At 73.9% G+C, this 23,305-nt stretch carries 14 protein-coding genes and 1 pseudogene; 7 read left to right on the top strand and 8 right to left on the bottom strand.

The features are described from left to right. Positions 1 to 32 precede the first annotated feature (32 nt). The 5 genes from ACFVQ0_RS34720 to ACFVQ0_RS34740 are packed head-to-tail and all read left to right on the top strand — an operon-like array spanning position 33 to position 6,430. Positions 33 to 1,445 (top strand): KamA family radical SAM protein, encoded by a 1,413-nt coding sequence (locus tag ACFVQ0_RS34720; protein ID WP_390093165.1) that lies wholly within the window; start codon positions 33 to 35, stop codon positions 1,443 to 1,445. Then, positions 1,442 to 2,521, top strand: coding sequence for an L-erythro-3,5-diaminohexanoate dehydrogenase (locus ACFVQ0_RS34725; protein ID WP_390093166.1), 1,080 nt, complete (start codon positions 1,442 to 1,444; stop codon positions 2,519 to 2,521). Before ACFVQ0_RS34720 ends, ACFVQ0_RS34725 begins: the two co-directional genes overlap by 4 nt. Then, complete coding sequence (locus ACFVQ0_RS34730; protein WP_390093167.1) at positions 2,518 to 4,101, top strand: lysine 5,6-aminomutase subunit alpha; 1,584 nt, start codon at positions 2,518 to 2,520, stop codon at positions 4,099 to 4,101. Before ACFVQ0_RS34725 ends, ACFVQ0_RS34730 begins: the two co-directional genes overlap by 4 nt. Next, a complete protein-coding gene (locus ACFVQ0_RS34735; RefSeq protein WP_390093168.1) occupies positions 4,098 to 4,916 on the top strand; it encodes an OAM dimerization domain-containing protein in 819 nt (272 codons plus the stop codon). The genes ACFVQ0_RS34730 and ACFVQ0_RS34735 overlap by 4 nt, the downstream gene beginning before the upstream one ends. After that, positions 4,913 to 6,430, top strand: coding sequence for an amino acid adenylation domain-containing protein (locus tag ACFVQ0_RS34740; protein ID WP_390093169.1), 1,518 nt, complete (start codon positions 4,913 to 4,915; stop codon positions 6,428 to 6,430). The genes ACFVQ0_RS34735 and ACFVQ0_RS34740 overlap by 4 nt, the downstream gene beginning before the upstream one ends. Before the next feature lie 173 nt (positions 6,431 to 6,603). On the opposite strand, the gene ACFVQ0_RS34745 is transcribed toward ACFVQ0_RS34740, so the two are convergent. Then, positions 6,604 to 6,861, bottom strand: a complete 258-nt coding sequence (locus ACFVQ0_RS34745; RefSeq protein WP_390093170.1) for a DUF5302 domain-containing protein — start codon at positions 6,859 to 6,861, stop codon at positions 6,604 to 6,606. Between the two features lie 211 nt (positions 6,862 to 7,072). Here ACFVQ0_RS34745 and rfbH point away from each other — a divergent pair, with 211 nt between their 5' ends. Next, entirely contained in the window at positions 7,073 to 8,374 is a 1,302-nt protein-coding gene (rfbH, locus tag ACFVQ0_RS34750; RefSeq protein ID WP_390093171.1) for a lipopolysaccharide biosynthesis protein RfbH, read from the top strand. 72 nt (positions 8,375 to 8,446) lie between these two features. Here rfbH and hflX read toward each other — a convergent pair whose 3' ends face one another. Further along, positions 8,447 to 9,859, bottom strand: a complete 1,413-nt coding sequence (gene hflX, locus ACFVQ0_RS34755) for a GTPase HflX (protein ID WP_390093172.1) — start codon at positions 9,857 to 9,859, stop codon at positions 8,447 to 8,449. 478 nt (positions 9,860 to 10,337) lie between these two features. Between hflX and ACFVQ0_RS34760 the strand changes: the two are divergent. Next, positions 10,338 to 11,039, top strand: a pseudogene (locus ACFVQ0_RS34760) (IS701 family transposase); the annotation flags it as partial. Positions 11,040 to 11,538: 499 nt separating this feature from the next. Here the strand turns inward: ACFVQ0_RS34760 and ACFVQ0_RS34765 are convergent. From ACFVQ0_RS34765 to ACFVQ0_RS34790, 6 genes are all read right to left on the bottom strand, one after another. Further along, positions 11,539 to 13,485 carry a helix-turn-helix domain-containing protein gene (locus ACFVQ0_RS34765; protein ID WP_390093173.1) on the bottom strand — a complete coding sequence of 649 codons (1,947 nt, stop codon included), beginning with the start codon at positions 13,483 to 13,485 and terminating at the stop codon, positions 11,539 to 11,541. A 276-nt stretch (positions 13,486 to 13,761) separates the two neighbouring features. After that, the gene (locus ACFVQ0_RS34770; RefSeq protein ID WP_390093174.1) at positions 13,762 to 14,481 is read right to left on the bottom strand and encodes a 4'-phosphopantetheinyl transferase; all 720 of its coding nucleotides are present in this window, start codon (positions 14,479 to 14,481) and stop codon (positions 13,762 to 13,764) included. A gap of 7 nt (positions 14,482 to 14,488) precedes the next feature. Next, entirely contained in the window at positions 14,489 to 15,235 is a 747-nt protein-coding gene (locus ACFVQ0_RS34775) for a class I SAM-dependent methyltransferase (protein WP_390093175.1), read from the bottom strand. Next, a complete protein-coding gene (locus ACFVQ0_RS34780; RefSeq protein ID WP_390093176.1) occupies positions 15,232 to 16,539 on the bottom strand; it encodes an activator-dependent family glycosyltransferase in 1,308 nt (435 codons plus the stop codon). Before ACFVQ0_RS34780 ends, ACFVQ0_RS34775 begins: the two co-directional genes overlap by 4 nt. A gap of 85 nt (positions 16,540 to 16,624) precedes the next feature. Further along, the gene (locus ACFVQ0_RS34785) at positions 16,625 to 17,827 is read right to left on the bottom strand and encodes a cytochrome P450 (protein ID WP_390093177.1); all 1,203 of its coding nucleotides are present in this window, start codon (positions 17,825 to 17,827) and stop codon (positions 16,625 to 16,627) included. Between the two features lie 13 nt (positions 17,828 to 17,840). Beyond that, entirely contained in the window at positions 17,841 to 23,282 is a 5,442-nt protein-coding gene (locus tag ACFVQ0_RS34790) for an SDR family NAD(P)-dependent oxidoreductase (protein ID WP_390093178.1), read from the bottom strand. Positions 23,283 to 23,305 lie beyond the last annotated feature (23 nt).

Below are 23,305 nucleotides of genomic sequence, written 5' to 3' on the forward strand. Positions count from 1 at the left end.
TCCGCCAGTCCGCCCGAGGAATTCCGAGGAGCATGGTGTCCCGTTCACTCCGTGCCGAGGCCGCCCTTGCGGACAGCCCCGCCGAGACTCTCCCGCAGCCCTACGCCTATCGCCGTCATGAGGCGGTGGAACCCGACTGGCGCCGCTTCCCCGGCTGGCGCGATGTCACCGAGCAGGAATGGCGCGACCCCCAGTGGCAGCGCTCGCACTGCGTCAAGGGGGTCCGCCAGCTGCGTACGGTGGCGGGCCCCGGTCTCGACGACGCGTTCTACGACGACGTCGAGGCGGACCAGCGCCACCACGCGACGATGTCGATCCTGCTGCCGCCGCATGTCCTGAACACCATCGCCCCGCACACCGAGGTGGAGACCGCCGCCTGGTACGAGGACCCGGTGCGCCGCTACATGCTGCCGGTCGCCTCCGACCGCCATCCGCTGTGGCCGAGCCACCCGCTCGCCTCCCGCGACTCCCTGCACGAGGCGGAGATGTGGGCGGTGGAGGGGCTGACCCACCGGTATCCGACGAAGGTGCTCGCCGAACTGGTGAGCACGTGCCCGCAGTACTGCGGGCACTGCACCCGGATGGATCTCGTCGGCACCTCCACGCCGCAGATCACCAAGTACCGCTTCGTGATGCGCCCCGCCGACCGACTGGACCGCATGATCGACTACCTGCGGGCCACCCCGACGGTGCGGGACGTCGTCGTCTCCGGCGGCGACGTGGCCAACGTGCCCTGGCCCAGGCTCGCGTCGTTCGTCGGCCGGCTCCTGGAGATCGATTCGATCCGGGACATCCGGCTGGCCAGCAAGGGCCTGATCGGGCTGCCGCAGCACTGGCTCGCCCCGCAGGTCCTCGACGGGGTCGCGAAACTGTCCGCCGACGCCCGCGCGCGGGGGGTGTCGCTGGCCCTGCACACCCATGCCAACGCCGCCCAGCAGGTCACCCCGCTGGTCGCGGAGGCGTCCCGGTCCCTGCTCGACGCGGGCCTGCGCGACATACGCAACCAGGGCGTACTGCTCGACGGGGTCAACGGCACGACGGAGGGGCTGCTCGACCTCTGCTTCGCCCTGCTGGACTCCGCCGGGGTCATGCCCTACTACTTCTACCTCTGCGACATGATCCCCGGCGCCGAGCACTGGCGGCTGCCGCTGGCGCGCGCCCAGGAACTGCAGCGCTCGCTGATGGGCTACCTGCCCGGGTTCGCGACCCCGCGGCTGGTCTGCGACGTGCCGTACGTCGGGAAGCGCTGGGTGGACCAGGTGGACGGCTACGACCGGGAGCGCGGCATATCGTCCTGGACGAAGAACTACCGCACGACCGTCGACCACGACGACCCGGCGGCGCTCGACCGGGTGCACCACTACTACGATCCGGTGCACACGCTGCCCCAGCAGGGCCGGGAGTGGTGGACGAGCGCACAGGCACTGATCGGCGGGGCGTCGTGACGACCGCGCCGGCCGACACCGCGTCCGCGCTGGGGCTGCACCGGGTGCGCGAGCCCGAGGGGGTGCTGCCGCAGGCCGCCCACCGGCTCGACACCGATCCGCGGCTCGCCCCGGACGAGGTCCGTATCGACGTCAGCTGCCTGAACCTGGACGCCGCGTCCTTCCGGCAACTGCGCGAGGAGCACGGCGGGGACGGCGACGCCGTGCGGGCGGCGGTGTGCGCGCTGGTGCGCGACCGGGGCAAGATGCACAACCCGGTGACCGGCTCCGGCGGCATGCTGATCGGTACCGTCGCCGAGGTGGGGCCCGCCTCACCGCTGGGTCTGCGCCCCGGCGACCGGGTGGCGACCCTGGTGTCGCTGACCCTGACCCCGCTGGAGATCACGGACGGCCTGCGCGACTGGGACGGGCTGAGCGAACGGGTCCCGGCGCGCGGTCACGCCATCCTGTTCGGCCGCTCCGTCGCCGCCCGGCTGCCGGACGACCTCCCCGACGAACTGGCCCTGTCGGTACTGGACGTGTGCGGCGCCCCGGCGCTGACCGGGCGCCTCGTCACCTCGTACGCGCACCGTGGAACCGCTCCCTCGGTGCTGGTGCTCGGCGCCGGCGGCAAGTCGGGTTCCCTGTCGCTCGCCGCCGCCCGCCGCGCCGGGGCCGGCCGGATCACCGGCGTGGTGCCCGGCTCGGCGGAGGCGGCGGCCCTGACCGCCGCCGGTCTCGCCGACGAGGTGGTACGGGCGGACGCCCGGGACGCCGTCGCCCTGCACGCGCTGATCGAGAGCCGCGGCGGCCCCGCCGATGTGACGATCGTCTGCACCGACGTGGCGGGGTGCGAGCACGCCGCGATCCTGGCCACCCGGGACGGCGGCACCGTGGCGTTCTTCTCGATGGCGACGTCCTTCAGCACCGCCGCGCTCGGCGCCGAGGGGCTGGCCCGCGATGTCACTCTGCTGATCGGCAACGGCTACCAGCCCGGCCACAGCGCCCTGGCCCTCGACCTCGTGCGCGAGGAACCGGGCGTGCGCGCCCTGTTCGACCGGGTGCTGGTCCCCACGGGCGACGGAGCCGTGCGGTGACCGCCCCCGTTAGGACCGCAGAAGGCAAACTCAGCCTCGATCCGGGCACCGTGGCCCGCGCCCGTGCGCTGGCCGCCCGGGCCGGCCGCCCCGTCGTCGAGCTCGCCCGCTCCCACACCACCGTCTCCGTCGAGCGCGCCACCCTGCGCCTGGCCGGACTCAACGGCGCCGACTCCGAGGGCATCCCCTGGGTGAACCGGCTCGTCGACACCGTGGCCGACTCCGTCGGTCTGGAACACGGCGTCTGCCTGCCGGTCTGGGACGCGCTGCGCACCGGGCCGTACCACGACCTGACCGGCCTGGCGGCCCACGCCACCGCCCGTACCGTGCGGTTCCGCGTTCCCGAGGGCGAGGACGCCGAACTGGCCGCCCGAGCGGCACGCGACGCGGTCGCCCGGGGCCTGGCCGCCATCGACGCCCGACGCGCCGAGCGGGAGCGGCTGGTCGGCGATCTGAGCGATCCACCCTCTCCCTGGCTCTATCTGATCGTGGCGACCGGCGACATCTACGAGGACATCCGGCAGGCGCAGGCGGCGGCGCGCGGCGGCGCCGATGTGATCGCGGTGATCCGCTCGACGGGCCAGTCGCTGCTGGACTACGTGCCGCAGGGCGCGACCCGCGAGGGCTACGCCGGCACGTACGCCACCCAGGAGAACTTCCGGCTGATGCGGGCCGCGCTCGACGAGGTGTCGGCCGAGCTCGGCCGCTACGTACGGCTCACGAACTACGCCTCCGGCCTGTGCATGCCGGAGATCGCCGCGCTGGCCGGTCTCGAACGCCTCGACATGATGCTCAACGACTCGATGTACGGAATCCTCTTCCGCGACATCAACCCGGTGCGCACCTTCGTCGACCAGCGCTTCTCCCGGCAGCTGCACGCCCGTGCCGGGATCGTCATCAACACCGGCGAGGACAACTACCTCACGACCGCGGACGCCGTGGACGCCGCCCACACGGTGACGGCGAGCCAGCTCCTGAACGAGTACTTCGCCAAGGAGGCGGGGCTGCCGGACGGGCAGCTCGGGCTCGGTCACGCCTTCGAGATCGACCCGGACCGCCCGGATTCGTTCCGGCTGGAGCTGGCGCACGCGATGCTGGCCAGGGAGCTGTTCCCCGACGCACCGCTGAAGTGGATGCCGCCGACCCGGCACATGACCGGTGACGTCTTCCGCGGCTATCTCCTCAACGGCTTCTTCAACCTCGCGGGCGCGCTGACCGGGCAGAACATCCTGCTGGTCGGGATGATGACCGAGGCCGTCGTCACACCGTTCCTGTCCGACCGCGACCTGGCGCTGCGCAACGTCCGCTACGTCCTGGGCTCCGCGGGTTCGCTGGCCGAGGACTTCCGCCCCGCGCCGGGCGGGTTCATCGCGGCACGCGCCCACCAGGTGCTCGACGAGGCCGTGGACCTGCTGGAGAACATCTGCGACCGGGGGCTGCTGCACGCCATCGGTCAGGGCACGTTCGGCGGAATGCGGCGCCCCTCGGACGGCGGCCGGGGCTCCGACGGCGTCGTGGCGCGCGCACCCGGCTACCGCAATCCGGCCGCCGATCTCCTGGAAGGAAACAAGGGCGGATGAGCATCGATCCCAGCAGCACCGCTCCCCCGTACGGCGACACCCGGCGCGGCGGCGAGGTCCGCCCGTACGGCGACACCACCGACGACGGCATGGTGCAGCTGTCCTACACCCTGCCGCTGCCGCACGGCCCGCTCGCCGAGGGGGCCGCGCTGCAACTGGCCCGGCGCATGGGCATGGAGCGCCCGATGGTCGTGCACAGCAAGGCGGTCGGCGGCACCGACTTCAGCTTCTTCGTCGTGTACGGGGCCGTGACCCACGCCGTGGACCTCGACCAGATCGTGATCACCGAGCGCGGCTACCCCCTGCTGGCGGCCAAGGACGCCGACGCGGCGGTACGGGACCGGCTCGGCCGCAGGCTCGTGGTCCTCGGCGCCTGCATCGGCACGGACGCGCACACCGTGGGGATCGACGCCATCCTCAACATCAAGGGCTACGCCGGTGAGAAGGGCCTGGAGTACTACAAGCAGATGCGGGTCCTGAACCTGGGCGCGCAGGTCCCGGTCGGTGACCTGGTGCGCCGGGCCCGCGCCGAGCATGCCGACGCCGTCCTGGTCTCGCAGGCCGTCACCCAGCGGGACGCCCACCTCACCAACGTACGGGAACTCAGCGCCGAGCTGCGCGCCGAATTCGCCGAGCACGAACGGCCGCTGCTGGTGGTCGGCGGTCCCCGCTTCGATCCGGACGCGGCGGCGACGCTGGGCGCGGACCGGGTCTTCGGCCGCGGCACCACGCCGGGTGATGTCGCCAGCTACCTGGTGCACGCCCTGGCACCGGCTCCCGCCGTCTCCGCGGCCGTGCTTCAGGACGTCCGATGACCGCCCCCGCCGCCGACCGCATCGACACCCGGTTCGCCGCGGTGGCCGCCCGCAACGCCGCCCGCACCGCCGTGTCCGACGCCGGGGGCGAGGTGAGCTACCTCGAACTGGACTGGCTGGCCGACGCGGTCGCGCAACGCCTGGCGGGCCGCACCGGGCCCGGCCGGCTGGTCGCGCTGCGTGTCGCCCGGACCCGTTACGCCCCCGGCGCCGTCCTCGGCATTCTGCGTTCCGGCGCCGCCTACGTGCCCATCGACCCCGGCTACCCGGCGGCCCGCCAGGAGTACCTCCTGGAGGATTCGGGGTGCGAACTGGTGCTCTCCGACAGCGGGTTGCTGGACGGGGAGATCCCGGTCGCCAAGGCGGGCCCGTTCGTCCTGGCGGCCCGGACCGGGTCCGGGTCCGGCGGAGTACCGGCCGGCCGGCGGGTTCCCGACGACACCGCGTACGTCATCCACACGTCCGGGTCCACCGGTGCCCCCAAGGGCTGCGTCATCGGGCACGGTCAGGTGCTGGCCCTGCTGGACGCGGCCGTGCCCCTGCTGGGCACGGGCCCGGACGACGTGTGGACGCTGTTCCACTCGCTCAGCTTCGACTTCAGCGTCTGGGAGCTGTGGGGGCCGCTGCTGTACGGCGGCCACGCGGTCGTCGTCGACCGTGAGACCGCCACGGAACCCCTGGAGTTCGCACGTCTGCTCGCGCGCCGGGGCGTCACCGTCCTCAACCAGGTGCCCTCCGCCTTCCACAACCTGACCGCGGAGGCCATCGCGGAGAAGGTCCAACTGCCCGCGCTGCGCCGGGTCGTCTTCGGCGGCGAAGCACTGGTCCCCGCCGATGTGAGGCGCTGGTGGGCGGCCGGGATCGCCCCGGACGCCGAACTGATCAACATGTACGGGATCACCGAGACCACGGTCCATGTCACGTACTGCCCGCTCACCCCCGCCGTCCTGGAGGGCGCGGCGCCCGGTCGTACACCGCTCGGGCGTCCGCTGCCGCATCTGTCGGTCTCGCTGCGCGACGCCGGGGGCCGGCCCGTTCCGGCCGGGGAGCACGGCGAGATGTGGGTCGGCGGGAGCGGCGTCGGCAACGGCTACATGGGGCGCCCGGAACTGACCGGGCAGCGCTTCGTCGACCCGGGCGACGGTTCCGGCCGGCACTACCGCAGCGGTGACTGGGCCATGGCCGACGAGAACGGGCTGCTGTACTACGCGGGCCGTCAGGACGGCCAGGTCAAACTGCGGGGCTTCCGCATCGAGCTGGGCGAGATCGAGTCGGCGCTGTGCGCGGTGCCGGGTGTCTCGGGCGCGGCCTGCCTGGTGACGGAGAGCCCCCACGGGGACCCGTCCCTCACCGCGTACGTCGTGGCGGACCGGGAGGCAGTCCCGGCGAGCGCCGTCCGCGGGGCGCTCGCGGCGCGGCTGCCGGCCCATATGATGCCGCAGCGGATCCGCTATCTGGACCGGCTCCCGGTGACACACAACGGAAAGCTGGACCGGGCCGCACTGGCCGCATAACGCGATCCCACACCCCCCGGCGGAACATATTTCGGCTGAATGCAGAGCCCATTCCCTTAAATAGTCGAGTGATTCTCTAGCGAAACTCCAGGGAAAAACAACCGAGCGCACGAAACAGGGTCGCCGCGATCCCCCTCGGGAATCGCGGCGACCCTTGTGAATCCCGCCCGGAGTCAGCCGGCCTTGCGCCGGAAATTCCGGTGCTGGCGGTTGAGGCCACTGGCTCCATTGATCTTCAGCCGCGCCTCGTGGTGCGCCTGCTGGGACCTGGCGTTACGGGACTTGCGCTCCAGAGCCTCCTGGAACTTGCGCTTGGCGTCGGTCTCGGCGGCGTTGGTTTCAACGGCGTTCGCTTCGACGGCATTGGTTTCAACGACATCGTTTTCAGCCGCACTGTTTTCGGCCGCGTTGGTTTCCGGCGTATCAGTCATGCATTACCTCCTGAGCATGTTCCAGAGCACTTTTAGTGTGCCATTGGAGCGGCCCGCCCGCGAGCCCCCTGCTCTCTCGATGGAATATTTTTCGCCACTCGCCTGGTATTCCTCCCCGACCTGATGAAGTCGACCGGAGCTCTGCCGATTCGAAGGGCTTTTCCGCCTAGGCTCACGGTTCCGTCAGCGGTGCCATAGGAAGGGAACGACCATGGGCGAGACCAAGGACCGGATCGCGGAGCTCGTCCGTGAATACCATCAGGAGCAGGCTCCCGGTCCCTTCGAACCCGGCGTCTCCCCGGTACAGGTCTCCGGCGCCGTGCTCAGCGCGGAGGACCGGCTGGCGCTGGTCTCCGCGGCGCTCGACATGCGGATCGCCGCCGGCGTCAGCTCCCGGCGCTTCGAGCGGGACTTCGCCCGCTTCCTCGGCACCCGCAAGGCCCATCTGACGAACTCCGGCTCCTCCGCGAACCTGCTGGCGCTGAGCTCCCTGACCTCCCCGCAGCTGGAGGAGCAGCGCCTGAAGCCGGGCGACGAGGTCATCACCGTCGCGGCGGGCTTCCCGACCACGGTCAGCCCGATCCTGCACAACGGCCTGGTGCCGGTCTTCGTGGACGTCGAGCTGGGCACGTACAACACGACCCCGGAGCGGATCGCCGCAGCGATCGGGCCGAAGACCCGCGCGATCATGATCGCGCACTCCCTGGGCAACCCGTTCCAGGTCGAGGAGGTCGCCCAGCTCGCGGAGGAGCGGGGCCTGTTCTTCGTCGAGGACAACTGCGACGCGGTCGACTCCACGTACCGGGGCAAGCGCACCGGCTCCTTCGGCGACCTGTCGACCACCAGCTTCTACCCGGCCCACCACATCGCGATGGGCGAGGGCGGCTGCGTCCTGACGAGCAATCTGGCGCTGGCGCGGATCGTGGAGTCCTTCCGCGACTGGGGCCGGGACTGCTGGTGCGAGCCGGGCGAGGACAACCGCTGCATGAAGCGCTTCGACCAGCAGATGGGGAAGCTGCCGCAGGGCTACGACCACAAGTACATCTTCTCCCACGTGGGGTACAACCTGAAGGCGACCGACCTGCAGGCGTCCCTCGGCCTGAGCCAGCTGGGCCGCATCGAGGAGTTCAGCGCCGCGCGCCGCCGCAACTGGGCCCTGCTGCGCGCCGGGCTCGACGGGCTGCCGGGCCTGCTGCTCCCGGAGCCGACCCCGGACAGCGACCCGAGCTGGTTCGGCTTCCTGATCACCGTGGACCCGGACGCGGCCTACACCCGGGCCGCGCTGGTCGACTTCCTGGAGTCGCGGCGCATCCACACGCGCCGCTTCTTCGCGGGCAACCTGACCCGCCACCCCGCGTACGCCGAGAGGCCGCACCGGATCGCGGAGCCGCTGACCAACAGCGATCTGATCACGGACCAGACCTTCTGGATCGGCGTCTACCCGGGCATCACCGAGGAGATGGTCGAGTACGTGCTCTCCTCCGTCCGCGAATTCACCACCCGCGCCCACTGACCCACCGGGTCGCGCAGAAGGGCCGGCCCCCTCCCCCGACAACTCGGGGAGGGGGCCGGCCCTTCTGACGTGTCAGGCGGTGTAGGCCTCCAGGTCGGCGGCGAGGGGGGCGTCGACATTCGCCTTCAGGCGGGTGCCGTTCTCCTCGTGCGACTCCTCCAGCACCTCGCCCGAGTCATGGACGCGGGCCACCAGCTGCCCCTCCGTGTAGGGGACGAGCACCTCCACCTCGATGTCGGGGTGCGGGAGTTCCTCCGTGATGCGGGACAGGAGGTCCTCGATGCCCTCGCCGGTGCGGGCCGACACCGCGATCGCCGTCGGCTCCGCGAGCTTGAGCCGCGCGAGCGCCTCGGCCGATGCCGCGTCCGCCTTGTTGATGACGACGAGCTCCGGCACGCCCTCGCCGCCGATCTCGCCGATGACCGTGCGCACGGCCTCGATCTGGGACTCCGGGTCGGGGTGCGAGCCGTCGACCACGTGCAGGATGAGGTCCGCCTCCGCGACCTCCTCCAGGGTGGAGCGGAACGCGTCGACGAGCTGGTGCGGCAGGTGCCGCACGAAGCCGACGGTGTCTGCCAGGGTGTAGGCCCGCCCGCCGGGCGTCTCACTGCGGCGCACGGTCGGGTCGAGGGTGGCGAACAGGGCGTTCTGGACGTGGACGTCGGCGCCGGTGAGGCGGTTCAGGAGCGAGGACTTGCCCGCGTTGGTGTAACCCGCGAGGGCGACCGACGGGACCTGGTTGCGGCGTCGTTCCTGCCGCTTGAGGTCGCGGGAGGTCTTCATCTCCTCGATGTCCCGGCGCATCTTGGCCATCTTGTCGCGCAGCCGCCGCCGGTCCGTCTCGATCTTCGTCTCGCCGGGTCCGCGGGTGGCCATGCCGCCGCCCGCGCCACCGCCGCCGCCCATCTGCCGGGACAGCGAGGCACCCCAGCCGCGCAGCCGCGGCAGCATGTACTGCATCTGCGCGAGCGCGACCTGCGCCTTGCCCTCGCGGGAGCTGGCGCGCTGGGCGAAGATGTCGAGAATCAGAGCGGTCCGGTCGACCACCTTGACCTTGACGAACTCCTCCAGGCGGACGAGCTGGGCGGGGCTCAGCTCGCCGTCGCAGACCACGGTGTCCGCACCGGTGGATTCGACGAGAGCGCGCAGCTCCCCGGCCTTCCCGGAGCCGATGTAGGTGGCCGGGTCCGGCTTGTCGCGGCGCTGGATGACGCCGTCGAGGACCAGGGCACCCGCGGTCTCGGCGAGGGCGGCGAGCTCGGCGAGGGAGCTCTCGGCCTCCGCGACCGTGCCGGAGGTCCACACGCCGACGAGCACCACGCGCTCCAGGCGGACCTGGCGCTGCTCGACCTCGACGACGTCCCGGAGTTCGGTGGACAGGGCCGCGACATGGCGCATGCCGGTGTCCTGGGTGGTGTCGATGGCGTCGGCGGCGGCGATGCGGCCGCCGGCCGCGGAGTTGGACTCGTGATCTGTCGCGGTCATGCGTTTCCTCTCACTGGGGTGGGGGTCAGGGGGCGAGGAAGGCCGGTGAGGCGGATGTCCGCCGAGGGGCGGCCCCGGCGCCACTCATGGCAGGGGTGCGCGCGCGTGGTGCGCGTGCCTCCACGCTCACGGAACGGGCCGCGGGAGACGAGGTCGGCCCGTCACACTCTACGGAGTTCGGGCTTTTTTCTCCGTGCCACAAGGGTCCTGGCGCTCAAGGATCGCTTGAGCCCGGCGGGGCCGGGGAGCTGACGGGGCGATAGCGGGGCCCGCGCGCCGGAGCGTGGTGACGAGCCCACCACCCGCCGCCGGTGCCGGGCGCACGCCCCGGCGCGGGAGGGACCGGGGCGGTGCGGGCCGGAAAGTGTGTTTCCGACCGACCTGGGCCGGAGCAGGGCCGCCGGGGACGGTGGAGGGGTCCCAGCGATTGCAGCCCCGGGCCCGGCGGATTCCGGGCGCCGAGACCTTGAGGAGCGTCATGAGTGCCACTCTCCAAACGGTGGAAGCCCCGAGCCTGCCGCCCGGTCCGGCGGCGGCCGCGTCACGGGCCCTGGTCGCGTCGGTCCTGTCCTCGCTGCGCCGCCGCGACCAGCGGCACAAGGGCGAGCTGTATGTGAACGGGCTCCTGCACGCCCCGGGCCGCAAGACCATGCGCAATCTGGCCGCGAGCACGGACGAACGCTCGGCGGAGCAGAGCCTGCACCACTTCATCAGCTGCTCGACATGGGACTGGTCCCCGCTGCGGGCCGAGCTGGCGGCCCGGATGGACCAGCTGCTCGCGCCGAAGGCATGGGTGGTGCGCCCGCTCGTCATTCCGAAGACGGGCCGTCACTCGGTGGGTGTGGGGCGCCGGTTCGTGCCGCAGCTCGGTCAGGTCGTCAACAGCCAGCACGGGTACGGCCTGTGGCTGGCCTCCGGGGCCGCCGCGGCCCCGGTGAACTGGCGGCTGTCGCTGTCCGGCGACTGGCTGGAGGACACCGAGATGCGTCAACGGGCCGCGATACCCGACTCGGTGGACGCCGGTTCCGCGGGGGGCCTCGCCCTGGACATGGTGCTGGAGACGGCCGGCTGGGGCGTCACCCGGCTGCCCGTGGTGACGGATGCCCGCGAGGAGACGGTGCCGTCGATGGTGCGGGCCTTCTCCCGGGCCGGGCTGCCCTTCCTGCTGCGGATCGGCGGCAGTACGGGCCTGCTGGCCCCGGCGCTGTCCGGCGGGGGGAGCCGTTCCGTGTCGGCCTCCGCGGGGCATCTCGCGGAGCTGGCGCGCTCCCAGCGCAGGCCGGTGGAGTGGTTCGATCCGGCGGGTACCGGGCTGCCGAAGACCTCGCTGGTGTCGCTGCTGCCCGTCCGGCTGCCGGGGCCGCGTCAGGGGTTCGGCGGGGTGCCGTCGGCGGACGCGCCGCTGACGCTGGTGGGGGTGTGGTCGCCGAACAGCCGCGTGGCATCGGAGTTGTGGCTGACGAACCTCGCCGGTGCGAGCCGCAGCACGCTGCTGGGGCTGGGCCGGCTGATCGGGCGGGCCGACGCCGATTTCACGGGCACGAGCCTGCCGGTGGGGGCGCTGGACTTCGAGGGCCGCTCGTACCACGGCTGGCACCGGCACGTGACTCTGGTGTCGCTGGCGCACGCGGTGCGGCTGCTGGGCCCGGGGGCGCGGCAGCGCCGCGGCCGCGTCGCGCTCACGCCGGTTCCCATGACCGGGGGCCGTCGGGTCCGGGACCCTGGAAGATACGCGCCCGCTGCAGGCGCAGGGCGAGCTGAAGTTCCAGCGAACGTTCCGGTTGCTGCCAGTCCGGACCGAGCAGCTGGGTGATGCGCTCCAGGCGGCGGGAGACCGTGTTGGGGTGTACGTAGAGGATCTCGCCGGCCCTGGTGGGGCTGCCGGCGGCGGTGAACCAGCCGTCGAGGGTCTCGACGAGGTTGCCGAACCGCTCGGCGTCGTGGTCGAGGAGCGGGCCGAGGGTGCGTTCCACGAAGCCGGGGGCGTCGTGCTCCTCGCCGAGCAGCATCCCGATGAACCCGAGGTCGCGGGCCGCGGCCGAGCGCCCGGCGCCGCCGAGCGCGGTGAGGGCGTCCAGGCAGCGGGCGGCCTCCTGATGGGCACGGCGGACCGCGTCCGCGCCCCGCCCGACCTTCGCCGCCCCGGCCGTGACGGGAGCACCGGTGGCCTCGGCAAGTTCGGCGCGGACCTGGGCGGCGCAGGCGGCCGCGTCGTCCCCGGGCAGCAGCAGGGCGAGCCGGTCGCCCTGGACGGTCTTCATGCCCCGGTGGCGGCGGGCGTGGCCGGCGGCCCAGCTCTCGACGAGGTCGGCGGCCGCGTTACGGGGGCGGGCGACGACCATGACGTGGGGGCGTTCCAGACGGGCGGCCAGGCGGCGGGAGCGCCGCTCCAGGCCCTCGGCGGGCCCGTCCCAGGTGACCAGGTCCTCCAGGAGGTCGTCGTCGGCCCGTCCCCCGACATCCGTGGAACGCTGCATGACCAGCAGCAGGGACACGGTGCGCGCGTAGGAGAGGACCTGTTCGCCGGGCCACGCGTCGGTGCCGGCGGCCGGCTCCGCGGGGTGGAAGAGGAGCGAGCCGACGTCCTCGGCACGGACGGAGAGCGGCACGACCAGAGTGCCGCCGGTCAGCGGGCAGGCGATGCCGGTGGCCGCGGCGTTGAGCCGTACGCGCTCCAGTTCGGCGCTGTCGGGGCGGGGGGTGTGGCCGTGCCCGGCGAGGCGTTCGCCGCCCGGGCCCCAGACGGAGAGGCCGCCGCCGAGCTCGGCGGCGGCGCGGGCCAGGAGTTCGTCCATGCTGATGCCATCCAGCACGAGCCGGACCAGGTCGTCCTGGATGTTCTTGGCCTGCAGGGCGTCGCTGAGTCCGGCGCGGGCCCTGGTCCCGGCGTCCTCCAGGACGGTGTTGGCGGCCTGCACGGTCTCCAGCAGACGGGCGGTCTCGATGGCGACGGCGGAGAGGTCGGCGAGGGAGCACATGAGCGACACGTCGTCGGGGGTGAAGTGCCGTGTCCTGCGCTCCGCGACGTAGAGGAAGCCCAGGCAGCGGTCGCCGGCCCGCAGCGGGACGCCGAGCACGGCGTGGAGGGACTCCGCCTGCAGGAGGTCTTCGAGGGCGTCCGTGTGGCCGGCCCGGTCGTCGGCCAGGTGGTCCGCGGTCCAGAAGGGGCCGGGCAGTTCGCCCAGGGTGCCTTCGGCGAGCGCGGCCGCGGGTATGCGGTGGCCGGCGGTGCGGGCGCTGACGGCACCGTCGGCGGTACCGACGATCAGGTCCCCGGTGGTCTCTTCGGCCAGGGCGGTGCAGGCGAGGTCCGTGTTGAGCAGCAGCCGGGCGCGGCGGGTGATCAGGCGGAGGGTGGCGTCGAGCCGGGAGGGCGCGGTGAGGTCGAGGGCGGTGCCGACGAGCGCGGCGAGTTCGGCCTCGCGCTGGCGGCGCCGGTCGAAGAGTGCGTTGACTTCCAGGGCGAGGCCCTTGGCGCGGGTCAGCTGGTCGATCCGCTGGGGCGTGGCGCCCGAGCGGCGGGCCCGTGCGACGAGTTGCTCGTACGCGTGGGCCGGTGCCTCCTCCGCGAGCAGTTCGAGGATGTTCAGGACCTCGGTCCCGGTCTGCGAGTCCTCCCCTGTCATCCCAGCCCCCCAGCGGATGAATCGGCCTGATCCTGACGACCCGGGGAACGTAACCGGCGTGCCGATGGAGCGTCAACCGGCTTCCGGCGGGCCGGACGGCGGCGGGCACGGTGACCGGGCCACCGCGGGAGGGCCGCGACGGGGCGCCGGGGTGTGCTCCGCGCACCTTGAGCAGCGGCATGCCCCCTCCTACGCTGGCAGGTTCGCCGCGCAGCGGGGGTCGCGGGAGGGGTGGGCGGGACCGGTGGGAGGGGCGTTCCGGGAGCGGGTGGGGTGTTACTCCGCCGGATCACGAGCCGTTCTGCCTCGCGGCGCGAACGGATCACGAGTGGTGCCGGGCGGGGCCGGGACGGCCACGGCGGTCAGGAGGATTCCGTCCACCACGGTCCACCGGCCGGTCAGTTCGGTCAGGGCCCGGCCGTCGAGCACCGGTCCGGGTATCCGCATCCGTGCGGTGAACGTCCGTGTGGCCGGGGCGATTTCGAGCTCCGCGGAGTCGAAGTCCAGGGTCCGGTGGGTGAGCGGGGACCACGCCTTGAACAGGGACTCCTTGGCGCTGAACAGCAACCGGCCCCAGTGGGTGCCGGGGTGGCGGCGGGCGAGTTCGCGCAGCTGCTCGCGCTCGGCGGCCGAGGCGACCACCCGGGTCGTGCCCGGCTCCAGCGCGAGGTGCGGCTCCGCGTCGATGCCCAGCGCCCGCCAGCGGTCTGCGGGCGCCGCTGCAGCGCCCCGGTAGCCCTCGCAGTGGGTGAGGGAGCCGGCCGTGCCGGCGGGCCACAGGGGTTCGCCGCGGCGGCCGGTGAGCACCGGTCCGGGGGCCCGCCCGAGGGCGGCCAGCGCCCGGTGGGCGCACACCCGGGCCGTGGCGAACTCACGGCGCCGCTCCTCGATGGCGTCGCGGATCAGGGCCCGCTCCCCCGCGAAGAGGAGTTCCGGCGGGAACTCCCCTTGGGTGTCGGCCGAGACCGTGCCGGGCGGGAGGATCTCCTCGATCACGCGGTCGTCATGTCCGGCCGCCGATGAAGAGGCCCCGCCCGGACGGGCCGCCCTCCTGGAACTCGACGGTGAGGCCGGCGCGGACGAAGGCCAGCTCGTAGGCCTCGCGCGTGAAGAGGGTGATGAGGTGGGTCTCGGAGAGGTGCGCGATGTCCCGGCCGGGCTCGGCGATCAGGTAGTGCACGTCGATGCGGGTGGCGTCGCCCTCCAGCCGGGAGTGCGAGACGCGGGAGACGGTCTTGCCCTCGGCCTCTGTGATGGACGCGCCGACGAAGCCCGGGGTGAACGTGGCGGGGGTCCACCAGGGTTCGACCAGGACGACGCCGCCCGGTTCGAGGTGGGCCGCGAACCGGGCCAGGGCCGCGTCGAGTTCGGCCTGGTCGCGCATGTGGCCGATGGAGCTGAACATGCAGGTGACGGCGGAGAAGGTGGTGCCGAGCGCGAAGTCGCGCATGTCGCCGAGGTGGACGGGAACGCCCGGGTTGCGGCGTACGGCGATGTCCCGCATGTCCGCGGAGATCTCCACGCCCTCGACGGTGCCGAAGGCCCGGGTGAGGTGTTCCAGGTGGAGGCCGGTGCCGCAGGCCACGTCCAGGAGGCTGCGGGCGCCGGGTGCGCGGGAGGTGATCAGGGCGGCCAGGTCGGCCGCCTCGCCGGCGTAGTCCTTGCCCTTGCCCTGGTGGACCAGGTCGTAGAGGCGGGCTATGCCGTCCGCGTAGCCGCTGTCCGCGGGGGCTTCTGTGGTGGTGGTCACGTCGTCTCTCCTTGGCTGGGGTGTGCGGTGCTCGGCCGGCCGCGTCGGGCCGCGAGGCGTTCGAGGGCCGGGACGAGTTCCGCCGGCGCGGGGTCGGCGAGGGCCTCGTCGCGCAGCCGGTGCGCGGCCGCTGTGATCGAGGGGTCGGTGAGGGCCCGTACGACCGCTTCGCGCAGGGACGCGGCGTCGAGCTTCTCCGGCGGCAGATCGATGCCGGCCCCCTGCCGCTCGTGCAGCCGGGCCTTGAGCGGGGCGTCCCACAGGGAGGCCACGATGATCTGGGGCACGCCGTGCAGGGTGGCGGTGTAGCCGGTCCCGGCACCGCCGTGGTGGACGATCGCGGCGCAGGTCGGCAGCAGGGCGTCCATCGGGACGAAGTCGACGACGCGGATGTTGGCGGGGAGCGCGTCGCGGTCCTGGAGCTGGGTCGCGTCGAAGGTCGCGACGATCTCCGCGTCGATGTCGCCGAGGGCGTGCAGCAGGTCCTCGAAGGGCACCGCGTCGCGGCCGAAGGTCTCGCGGGCGGAGACGCCGAGGGTGACGCAGACACGCGGCCTGGCGGGCCTGGCGTGCAGCCAGTCCGGTACGACGGCGGGCCCGTTGTAGGGGACGTAGCGCATCGGCAGGAGTTCGCCGGGCACGGGTATGCGCAGGCTCGCGGGGGCCGGGTCGACGGTGGCCTGTCCTCGGACGACCTCCTCGACGGCGGCGGCGTCGGGGGTGACACCGAACCGTTCGAGGGTCCACGTCAGCCATTCGCCCATCGGGTCCTCGCGCCGCTCCTCGGGCTGCGCGGCGAGCAGTTCGAGGAACTGACGGCGCGCGTTGAGGACCACGTCGGGGCCCCACAGGAGGCGGGCGTGGGCGGCGCCCGTGACGTGCGCGGCGACGGGTCCGGCGTAGGTGAAGGGCTCCCAGAGCACCAGATCGGGCTGCCAGGCGCGGGCGAACTCCACGATGGCGTCGATGGTCGTGTCGCCGTTGAGCGGCGCGAACGACATGGCCGTCATCATGGTCTGCTGGCCGAGGGCGTGCTCCCAGCCGATCGGCTCCGTGACCGTATCGGCGAAGTCGAAGCCCGTCTGGTACGGAGTGGGGTCGCCGCCGATCTGCGTCATCAGCTCGACGATCGAGTCGAGGTCGCCGACGGGTACGGCGGTCAGTCCGGAGCCGTTGATCACCTCGGTGAGCGCCGGCTGGCTGGCCACCCGGACGTCGTGCCCGGCGGCGCGCAGCGCCCAGGCCAGCGGCACCAGGTTGTAGTAGTGCGTGTTGTGCGCGAAGCACGTGATCAGTACGCGCATGGCATCGTCCGCCCTTGTCTGGCTCTTCGCGGTCGGGGTCGTGGTTCTCGGTGGTGGGGGCCGCCGCCGCGGCCGGGCCCGGCCATCAGGCGGCCTTGGCGACGGGGAAGCGCGCGGGGGCGCCCAGGACCGGTGAGCGCAGCCGCACGACCTCCTCGCCTGCGGTGCGCAGGCCGGGCAGGGCCTCCGCGAGCGCGCCGAGCGCCGCGCGGGCGATCACCGTGACCAGCCGGCCGGAGAGCGCGAAGTGCAGGTCGGTGGGGAGGCCGAAGGGTGCGGCGTCGGCGGGGGCCTTCGGATCGCGGTTGATGGCGGCGACGAGCAGGGTGACGCGGCTGCCGGCGGGCAGTTCGGTGCCCGCCAGGACGGTGTCGGTGCGGACGGTGCGGGTCTCCAGCCGGACGGGCGGGGCCGTGCGCAGGGTGTCCGCGACGGCTTCGGCGGCCAGGGCGGGGTCTGCGGCCAGTCGCTGCCAGGCACCGGGTTCGGTGAGCAGCCCGCGCACGGCGTTGACGACGAGCACGGTGGTGGTCTCCGCGGCGCCGACGGCGAGCGTCCGGGCGGCTTGGACGCGGTCGGCCCCGGCCTCGTGGAGTCCGTCGGCGAGCAGCGCGGAGAGGGCGGTCTCGGCCCGTTCGGCGGCGTGGACGACGGCGTGGGGCTGGGGGGAGAGCAGTCCGTCGAGGGCGTGCCGGCAGTCGGGCAGGATCCGGACGAACCGGGTGTGGGCGGCCTCCGGCAGGCCGAGCTGTTCGGCGATCACCTGGCCGACGAGGCGGCGGGCGAAGTCCTCCGCGAGGTCGAAGCGGTCGCCGAGCCCGGCGAGGACGGCGCGGGCGAACTTCACCGTCCGCTTCTCCACGCACTCCTCCTCCGGGGCCCACAGCATGGGGCCGCCGAGGGCGGTGAGCGGGGCCAGCCGGGCGGCGGTCCCGCGGTCCACGGCGAGCGCGGCGCTGCGGTACGGGAGCCCGTCCGCGACGGCGGCCTCCGGGCCGGGGCCCGGACCGTCGAAGGCGGAGTCGGCGACGACCGTCTCGGCGACGGCGCGGTCGGCCGTCACCCAGGTGTCGAGCGGCGCGCTGTGGAACAGCGGCCCCTCGGCGCGGACGCGCTCCTCGTAGGGGCGGGGGTCCTCGGTGCCGGAGCGCAGGATCAGGCCGTAGGGATCGTTCCGGGTGCCCGCGAACCACTGGGCGGCGCGGGCGAGCTGGTTCACTCGGGCCCGGCGGGCGTCGGCCAGGGCAGTCTCGCGGCCCGGGGTGTCGGTCAGCAGCTCCGCTGTCATGTGCGACTCCTCGTCATCGGTCACCGCCGGGCAGCGCGTCGAGCCAGGCGTCGACGGTGCGGGCCATGGTCGGGGCGTGCTCGGTCATCATCGTGAAGTGGTTGCCGGGTACGTCGGCGACGGTGTGGGCGCCGTCCCAGACGGACCGCCAGTCCGTCAGCGGGTCGGTCCACGCGGCCATGGGTTCGCCGGCCCGCAGGTGCAGGACGGGGGCGCGGGTGGGCCGGGGGGCCCAGTCCAGGAGCAGCCGGTGGAACGCGCCCATGGCGGTGAGCCTGGTGTCGTCGAGCGGTACGACCGTGCGGTCGGCGGCCCAGCGGAGCATGACGTCCCGCCAGGTGCCCATGGCCCCGGGGGCGCTGGGGGTGTAGATGTCGGCCAGCACCAGGGCGGTGGGGCCGGTGCCGCGGGCCTCCAGGTGCCGGGTGAGCGCGTGGGCGACGTTGGCCCCGGCGGAGTGGCCGATCAGGGCGAACGGCCGCCCTGCGGCGTACCGGGCGATGGCCTCCGCGTGGGCCCCGCACAGCGCTTCGAGGGTGCCGGGCAGCAGTTCGCCGGGCCGGAAACCGGGTTGGGGCAACGCGGCCACGGTGCGGTGGCCGGCCAGGGCGGCGGCGAGGGCGGCGAACTCGGCCGGACCGGAGACGGCCGCGGTGCCGGTGACCGCGATGAGCAGCGGTCCCCGGTCCTCTGCGGGTCCGTCGGCCAGCCGGACGGGGGTGACGGGCTGCTGTCCGGGATCGGTGAAGTCCGGGCGCAGGGCGGAGACGGCGCCGAGGGCCTCGACGGCCTCCGCGACCCGGCCTTCGGCGATCGCGGAGCGGTAGACCGCGACCAGGGTGGTGTCGCCGTTGCCGTGGCCCCCGGCCGGGGGGCCCGCCGCTCCGGTCGGTTCCCGCAGGAGGTCCAGCAGGTGGGCGGCGAGCGAGTCCGGGGTGTTGTGGTCGTAGAGGGCCTCTGGCGTCAGCTCTGTGGCGGTCGCGGTGGTGAGCCGGCGCCGGAACTCCGCTATGGCCAGGGAGTCGAACCCGGCCAGGGTGAAGGGTTCGTCGGCGGCGATCTCGTCGGGGCTCTCGTACCCGAGGACGGCGGCGGCCTCCGTGCGGACCAGGGTCCGGACGGCCGCGGCGCGTTCGGCGGGGCCGAGGGCGGCGAGTTCGGCGCGCGGATCGCGCGGCGGGGGGCCGGCCGGGTTCCCGTCACCGGGGGCGGGGGCGGAGGGGGGAACGACGAGGGCGGAGATGAGCGGGCTGGGCCGGTGGGAGGTGAACCCGAGGGCGAACCGCTCCCAGTCGGTGTCGGTGACAGTGATCTGGGCCTCGCCGGCGGCGACGGCACGGAAGAGCTCGGTGAGGGCGGCCTGCGGGTCCATCGGGCGCACTCCCCTGCGGCGCAGGTACGCGGCGCCCTCGCCGTCGCCCATACCGCCGCCGCCCCACAGGCCCCAGGCCACGGAGGTGGCGGGCAGCCCTTCGGCGCGGCGCCGTTCGGCGAGTGCGTCGAGCGCGGCGTTCGCGGCGGCGTAGGCGCACTGCCCGGCGCTGCCCCACACGCCCGCACCGGAGGAGTAGAGGACGAAGGCGTCGAGGCCGAGGCCCCGGGTGAGCTCGTCGAGGTGCAGGGCCCCGGCGACCTTCCCGGCGTAGACGTCGGAGACGAGTTCGGGGCCGGTCTCGGTCAGCGGGCTGACCTGGGGCACGCCCGCGGCGTGGAAGACGGCGGTGAGCGGGGTGTCGGAGGGGATGCGTCGGAGGAGCTCGGCGAGGGCGTCCCGGTCGGCGACGTCGCAGGCCGCGAAGGTGGCCTTGGCGCCGAGGGCGAGGAGGTCGGCCTCCAGCTCCGCCGCGCCTGGGGCCCCGGCCCCGCGCCGGGTGACGAGCAGCAGGTGCTCGGCGCCCTCACGGGCGAGGCGGCGGGCGAGGTGGCCGCCGAGGGCGCCGGTGCCGCCGGTGACCAGGACGGTGCCTCGGGGGCGGTACGGGGCGGGGACACGGGGCGCGGGGGCGGCGGTGAGCCTGCGGCCGAGGGTGCCGGAGCCCCGGACGGCCACCTGGTCCTCGGAGCCGCCGAGGGCCCCGGCCAACAGCCGCCAGGCCTCGCTCTCGCTCTCGTTCTCTTCGGTTTCGGATTCCGGGAGGTCGATCAACCCGCCCCACAGCGTGGGGAGTTCGAGCGCGGCGACGCGTCCGAGTCCCCAGAGCTGGGCCCCCGCAGAGCACGGCCGCTCACCGGAGGCCGTGGCCACGGCTCCTCGGGTGGCGCACCAGAGGCGGGCCGTCATGGATGTGTCCGCCATCGCCTGGGCAAGGGACAGCGTGGCCCGGACAGCGGCCGGGACGAGTCCGGTGCCGGGCCCCTCCCGGTCCTCCGCGCCCAGCAGGGAGAGGACCCCCTCGACGGGTGCGGCCGGGTCGCTCCGGGCGTCGGCGAGCAGCGCGGCGAGGGTGCCCCGGTCGGCCCGATCGGGGTCGACGGGGAGCCGCCGGACGTGGGCGCCCCGGGCGCGCAGGGCCCGCTCGGCGTGATCGGTGGCGGTCCCGGAGGACTCGACCAGCAGCCAGGTGCCGGTCAGGGGCGTGCCGCTGGAGGCGGGCAACGGGCTCCAGGTGACGTGGTGGCGGCGGGGTCCGCCGGCCGGGACGCGTCCGCCGCCACGGGGGGTGGGGGCGATCCAGTACCGGCGGTGCTGCCAGGCGTACACGGGCAGCGGGACCGGCCGGGCCGGGGCGGTGGGGAAGAGGCGGCCCCGGTCGAGAGCGGCGCCCCGGCTCGCGGCGGTGGCCACCGCCCGCAGCAGGGTCGCGGCCCCTGGGCGGCCTCGGCGCAGTACGGGGACCACGGCGGCCGGTTCCGTACCGGGGTCGTCCACGGACAGCACCTCCTGGACCATGCCGCAGAGAACGCCGTCGGGGCCGAGTTCGACGAAGGTGGCCGCGCCCAGTTCGCGGGCGGTGCGCACGCCGTCGGCGAAGCGGACCGCCGCGCGGACGTGTCGGGCCCAGTAGGCGCCGGTGCGCAGGTCGTCGCCGGTGGCCCGGCGGCCGGTGACGTTGGAGACGACGGGGATCCGGGGTGCCCGGTACGAGAGCCCGTCGGCCAGGGCGCGGAACTCCTCCAGCATGGGGTCCATGAGCGGGGAGTGGAAAGCATGGCTGACCGTCAGGCGCTTGGTCTTGCGGCCCCGTTCTGCGAGCAGGTCCGCCGCCTGTGAGACGGCCTCCTCCGCGCCGGAGAGAACCACGGACCGGGGGCCGTTGACGGCGGCGACGGCGAGGACGTCCTCGCGGCCGGCCAGGAGCTCGCGGACCTCGTCCTCACCGGCCCGTACGGACAGCATCGCGCCGCCGGCCGGGAGGTCCCGCATCAGCCGGCCACGTGCGGCGACGAGGGCGCAGGCGTCGTCGAGGTCGAGGACGCCTGCCGCGTGGGCGGCGGCGATCTCGCCCACGGAGTGGCCGAGGAGGACGTCGGGGCGCATACCCCAGTGCTCCAGCAGCCGGAACAGGGCCGTTTCGACGGCGAAGAGGGCGGCCTGGGCGTACTGGGTCCGGTGCAGCAGGGCTTCGTCGGGGGTGCCGGGCGCGGCGTCGAGCACGGTGGCCAGCGGGCGGTCGAGGTGCGGGTCGAGCCGTTCGGTCACGGCGTCCAGGGCCTCTGCGAACACCGGGTGCGCGGCGCGCAGTTCGCGGGCCATGCCGGGGCGCTGGCTGCCCTGCCCGGTGAAGAGGAAGGCGGTCCTGGCCTCGCGGCGGCGCACTCCCGTGACGACGGCGGGCGAGGGGTCGCCGGCCGCGAGGGTGCCGAGGGCGCGGATGAGTTCCTCGTACGAGCCGCCGAGAACGACGGCCCGGTGCTCGAAGGCGGTGCGGGTGGTGGCCAGGGCGTGGCCGACGGCCTCCGCCGTGGCACCGGCGGCGGCCGGTCCGGCGAGGTGGGAGCGGAGCCGGCCGGCCTGGGCGCGGAGGGCTTCGGCGGAGCGGCCGGAGAGGAACCAGGCGACCGGGTGCTCCGGTCCCGGACCGGTCCCGGGGGCGGTGTCCGGGGCTTCGGTACCGGCCGCGTCCTCGGCGTCCTTCGCCGCTTCCTCCACGATCACGTGGGCGTTCGTACCGCCCACGCCGAAGGCGGAGATCCCGGCGCGGCGCGGGCGCGGGCCCGCCGGCCAGTCCACCGGTTCGGTCAGCAGCCGTACCCTGCCGGAGGCCCAGTCGGCGTGCGGGGTGGGGGTGTCCGCGTGCAGGGTCTTGGGCAGCAGCCCGTGGCGCATGGCCTGGATGGTCTTGATGACGCCGCCGACACCGGCGGCGGCCTGCGAGTGGCCGATGTTGGACTTGAGGGAGCCGAGCCACAGGGGCCGGTCGGCCTCGCGGCCCTGTCCGTAGACGTCGAGCAGGGCCTGGGCCTCGATGGGGTCGCCGAGTTGCGTTCCGGTGCCGTGCGCCTCGACGGCGTCGACGTCCTCGGGGCGCAGCCCGGCGTCGGCGAGGGCCTGGCGGATGACACGTTGCTGGGAGGGGCCGTTGGGGGCGGTGAGGCCGTTGCTGGCACCGTCCTGGTTGACGGCGGAGCCCCGGATGACGGCGAGCACCGGGTGCCCGTTGCGCTCGGCGTCGGAGAGCCGTTCCAGTACGAGCACACCGGCGCCCTCGGCCCAGCCGGTGCCGTCCGCGTCTGCGGAGAAGGCCTTGCAACGACCGTCCGCGGCAAGGCCCTTCTGCCGGGAGAACTCGACGAACGCGGCGGCGTCGGGCATGACGGCCGCGCCGCCCGCCAGGGCCAGGCCGCACTCCCCCCGGCGCAGGGCGGCGACGGCCAGGTGCAGGGCGACCAGCGAGGAGGAGCAGGCCGTCTCCACCGTCAGGGCCGGGCCCTCAAGACCGAGGGCGTAGCTGATCCGACCGGAGAGCACCGCGTCGGCGCTGCCGGTCAGGAGGTAGCCCTCGGAGCCCGAGGGAACCCGGTCCAGGTCGGTGGCGTACTCGGCGTGGGCGGCGCCGATGTAGACGCCCGTGCCGGTTCCGCGCAGGGTGCGCGGGTCGAGGCCGGTGCGCTCCAGGGCCTCCCAGGACACCTCCAGGAGCAGCCGCTGCTGCGGGTCCATGACGACGGCCTCGCGCGGCGAGATCCCGAAGAACGCGGCGTCGAAGTCGCCGGCCCCGGCGAGGAATCCGCCCTGGTTGCAGTAGGTCGTTCCCTGCGACTCGGGGTCCGGATCGTAGAGCCCGTCGAGGTCCCAGCCCCGGTCCTCCGGGAAGGGCGCGACGGCGTCCGTCCCGGAGGCGACCAGCTCCCAGAGGGCCTCTGCGGAGTCGACTCCGCCCGGATACCGGCAGGCCATGGAGACGACCGCGACGGGCTCGTGGGCGGCCTCGGTCAGCTCCCGGTTGCGCCGGCGCAGCCGCTCGGTCTCCTTGAGCGAGGTCCGGAGCGCCTCCATGAGCTTTTCGGAGGACATGGCCATCGGTGGTGCCCCTCTCT

The organism is Streptomyces sp. NPDC057900 (genome assembly GCF_042887885.1).
Classification (GTDB): Bacteria; Actinomycetota; Actinomycetes; order Streptomycetales; family Streptomycetaceae; genus Streptomyces.

Bases quoted from the DNA above. Each gene is read 5' to 3' on its own strand.
- ACFVQ0_RS34720 (WP_390093165.1), top strand. From the start codon at position 33: ATGGTGTCCCGTTCACTCCGTGCCGAGGCCGCCCTTGCGGACAGCCCC.
- ACFVQ0_RS34735 (WP_390093168.1), top strand. From the start codon at position 4,098: ATGAGCATCGATCCCAGCAGCACCGCTCCCCCGTACGGCGACACCCGG.
- ACFVQ0_RS34740 (WP_390093169.1), top strand. From the start codon at position 4,913: ATGACCGCCCCCGCCGCCGACCGCATCGACACCCGGTTCGCCGCGGTG.
- ACFVQ0_RS34745 (WP_390093170.1), bottom strand. From the start codon at position 6,861: ATGACTGATACGCCGGAAACCAACGCGGCCGAAAACAGTGCGGCTGAA.
- rfbH (WP_390093171.1), top strand. From the start codon at position 7,073: ATGGGCGAGACCAAGGACCGGATCGCGGAGCTCGTCCGTGAATACCAT.
- hflX (WP_390093172.1), bottom strand. From the start codon at position 9,859: ATGACCGCGACAGATCACGAGTCCAACTCCGCGGCCGGCGGCCGCATC.
- ACFVQ0_RS34765 (WP_390093173.1), bottom strand. From the start codon at position 13,485: ATGACAGGGGAGGACTCGCAGACCGGGACCGAGGTCCTGAACATCCTC.
- ACFVQ0_RS34780 (WP_390093176.1), bottom strand. From the start codon at position 16,539: ATGCGCGTACTGATCACGTGCTTCGCGCACAACACGCACTACTACAAC.
- ACFVQ0_RS34785 (WP_390093177.1), bottom strand. From the start codon at position 17,827: ATGACAGCGGAGCTGCTGACCGACACCCCGGGCCGCGAGACTGCCCTG.
- ACFVQ0_RS34790 (WP_390093178.1), bottom strand. From the start codon at position 23,282: ATGTCCTCCGAAAAGCTCATGGAGGCGCTCCGGACCTCGCTCAAGGAG.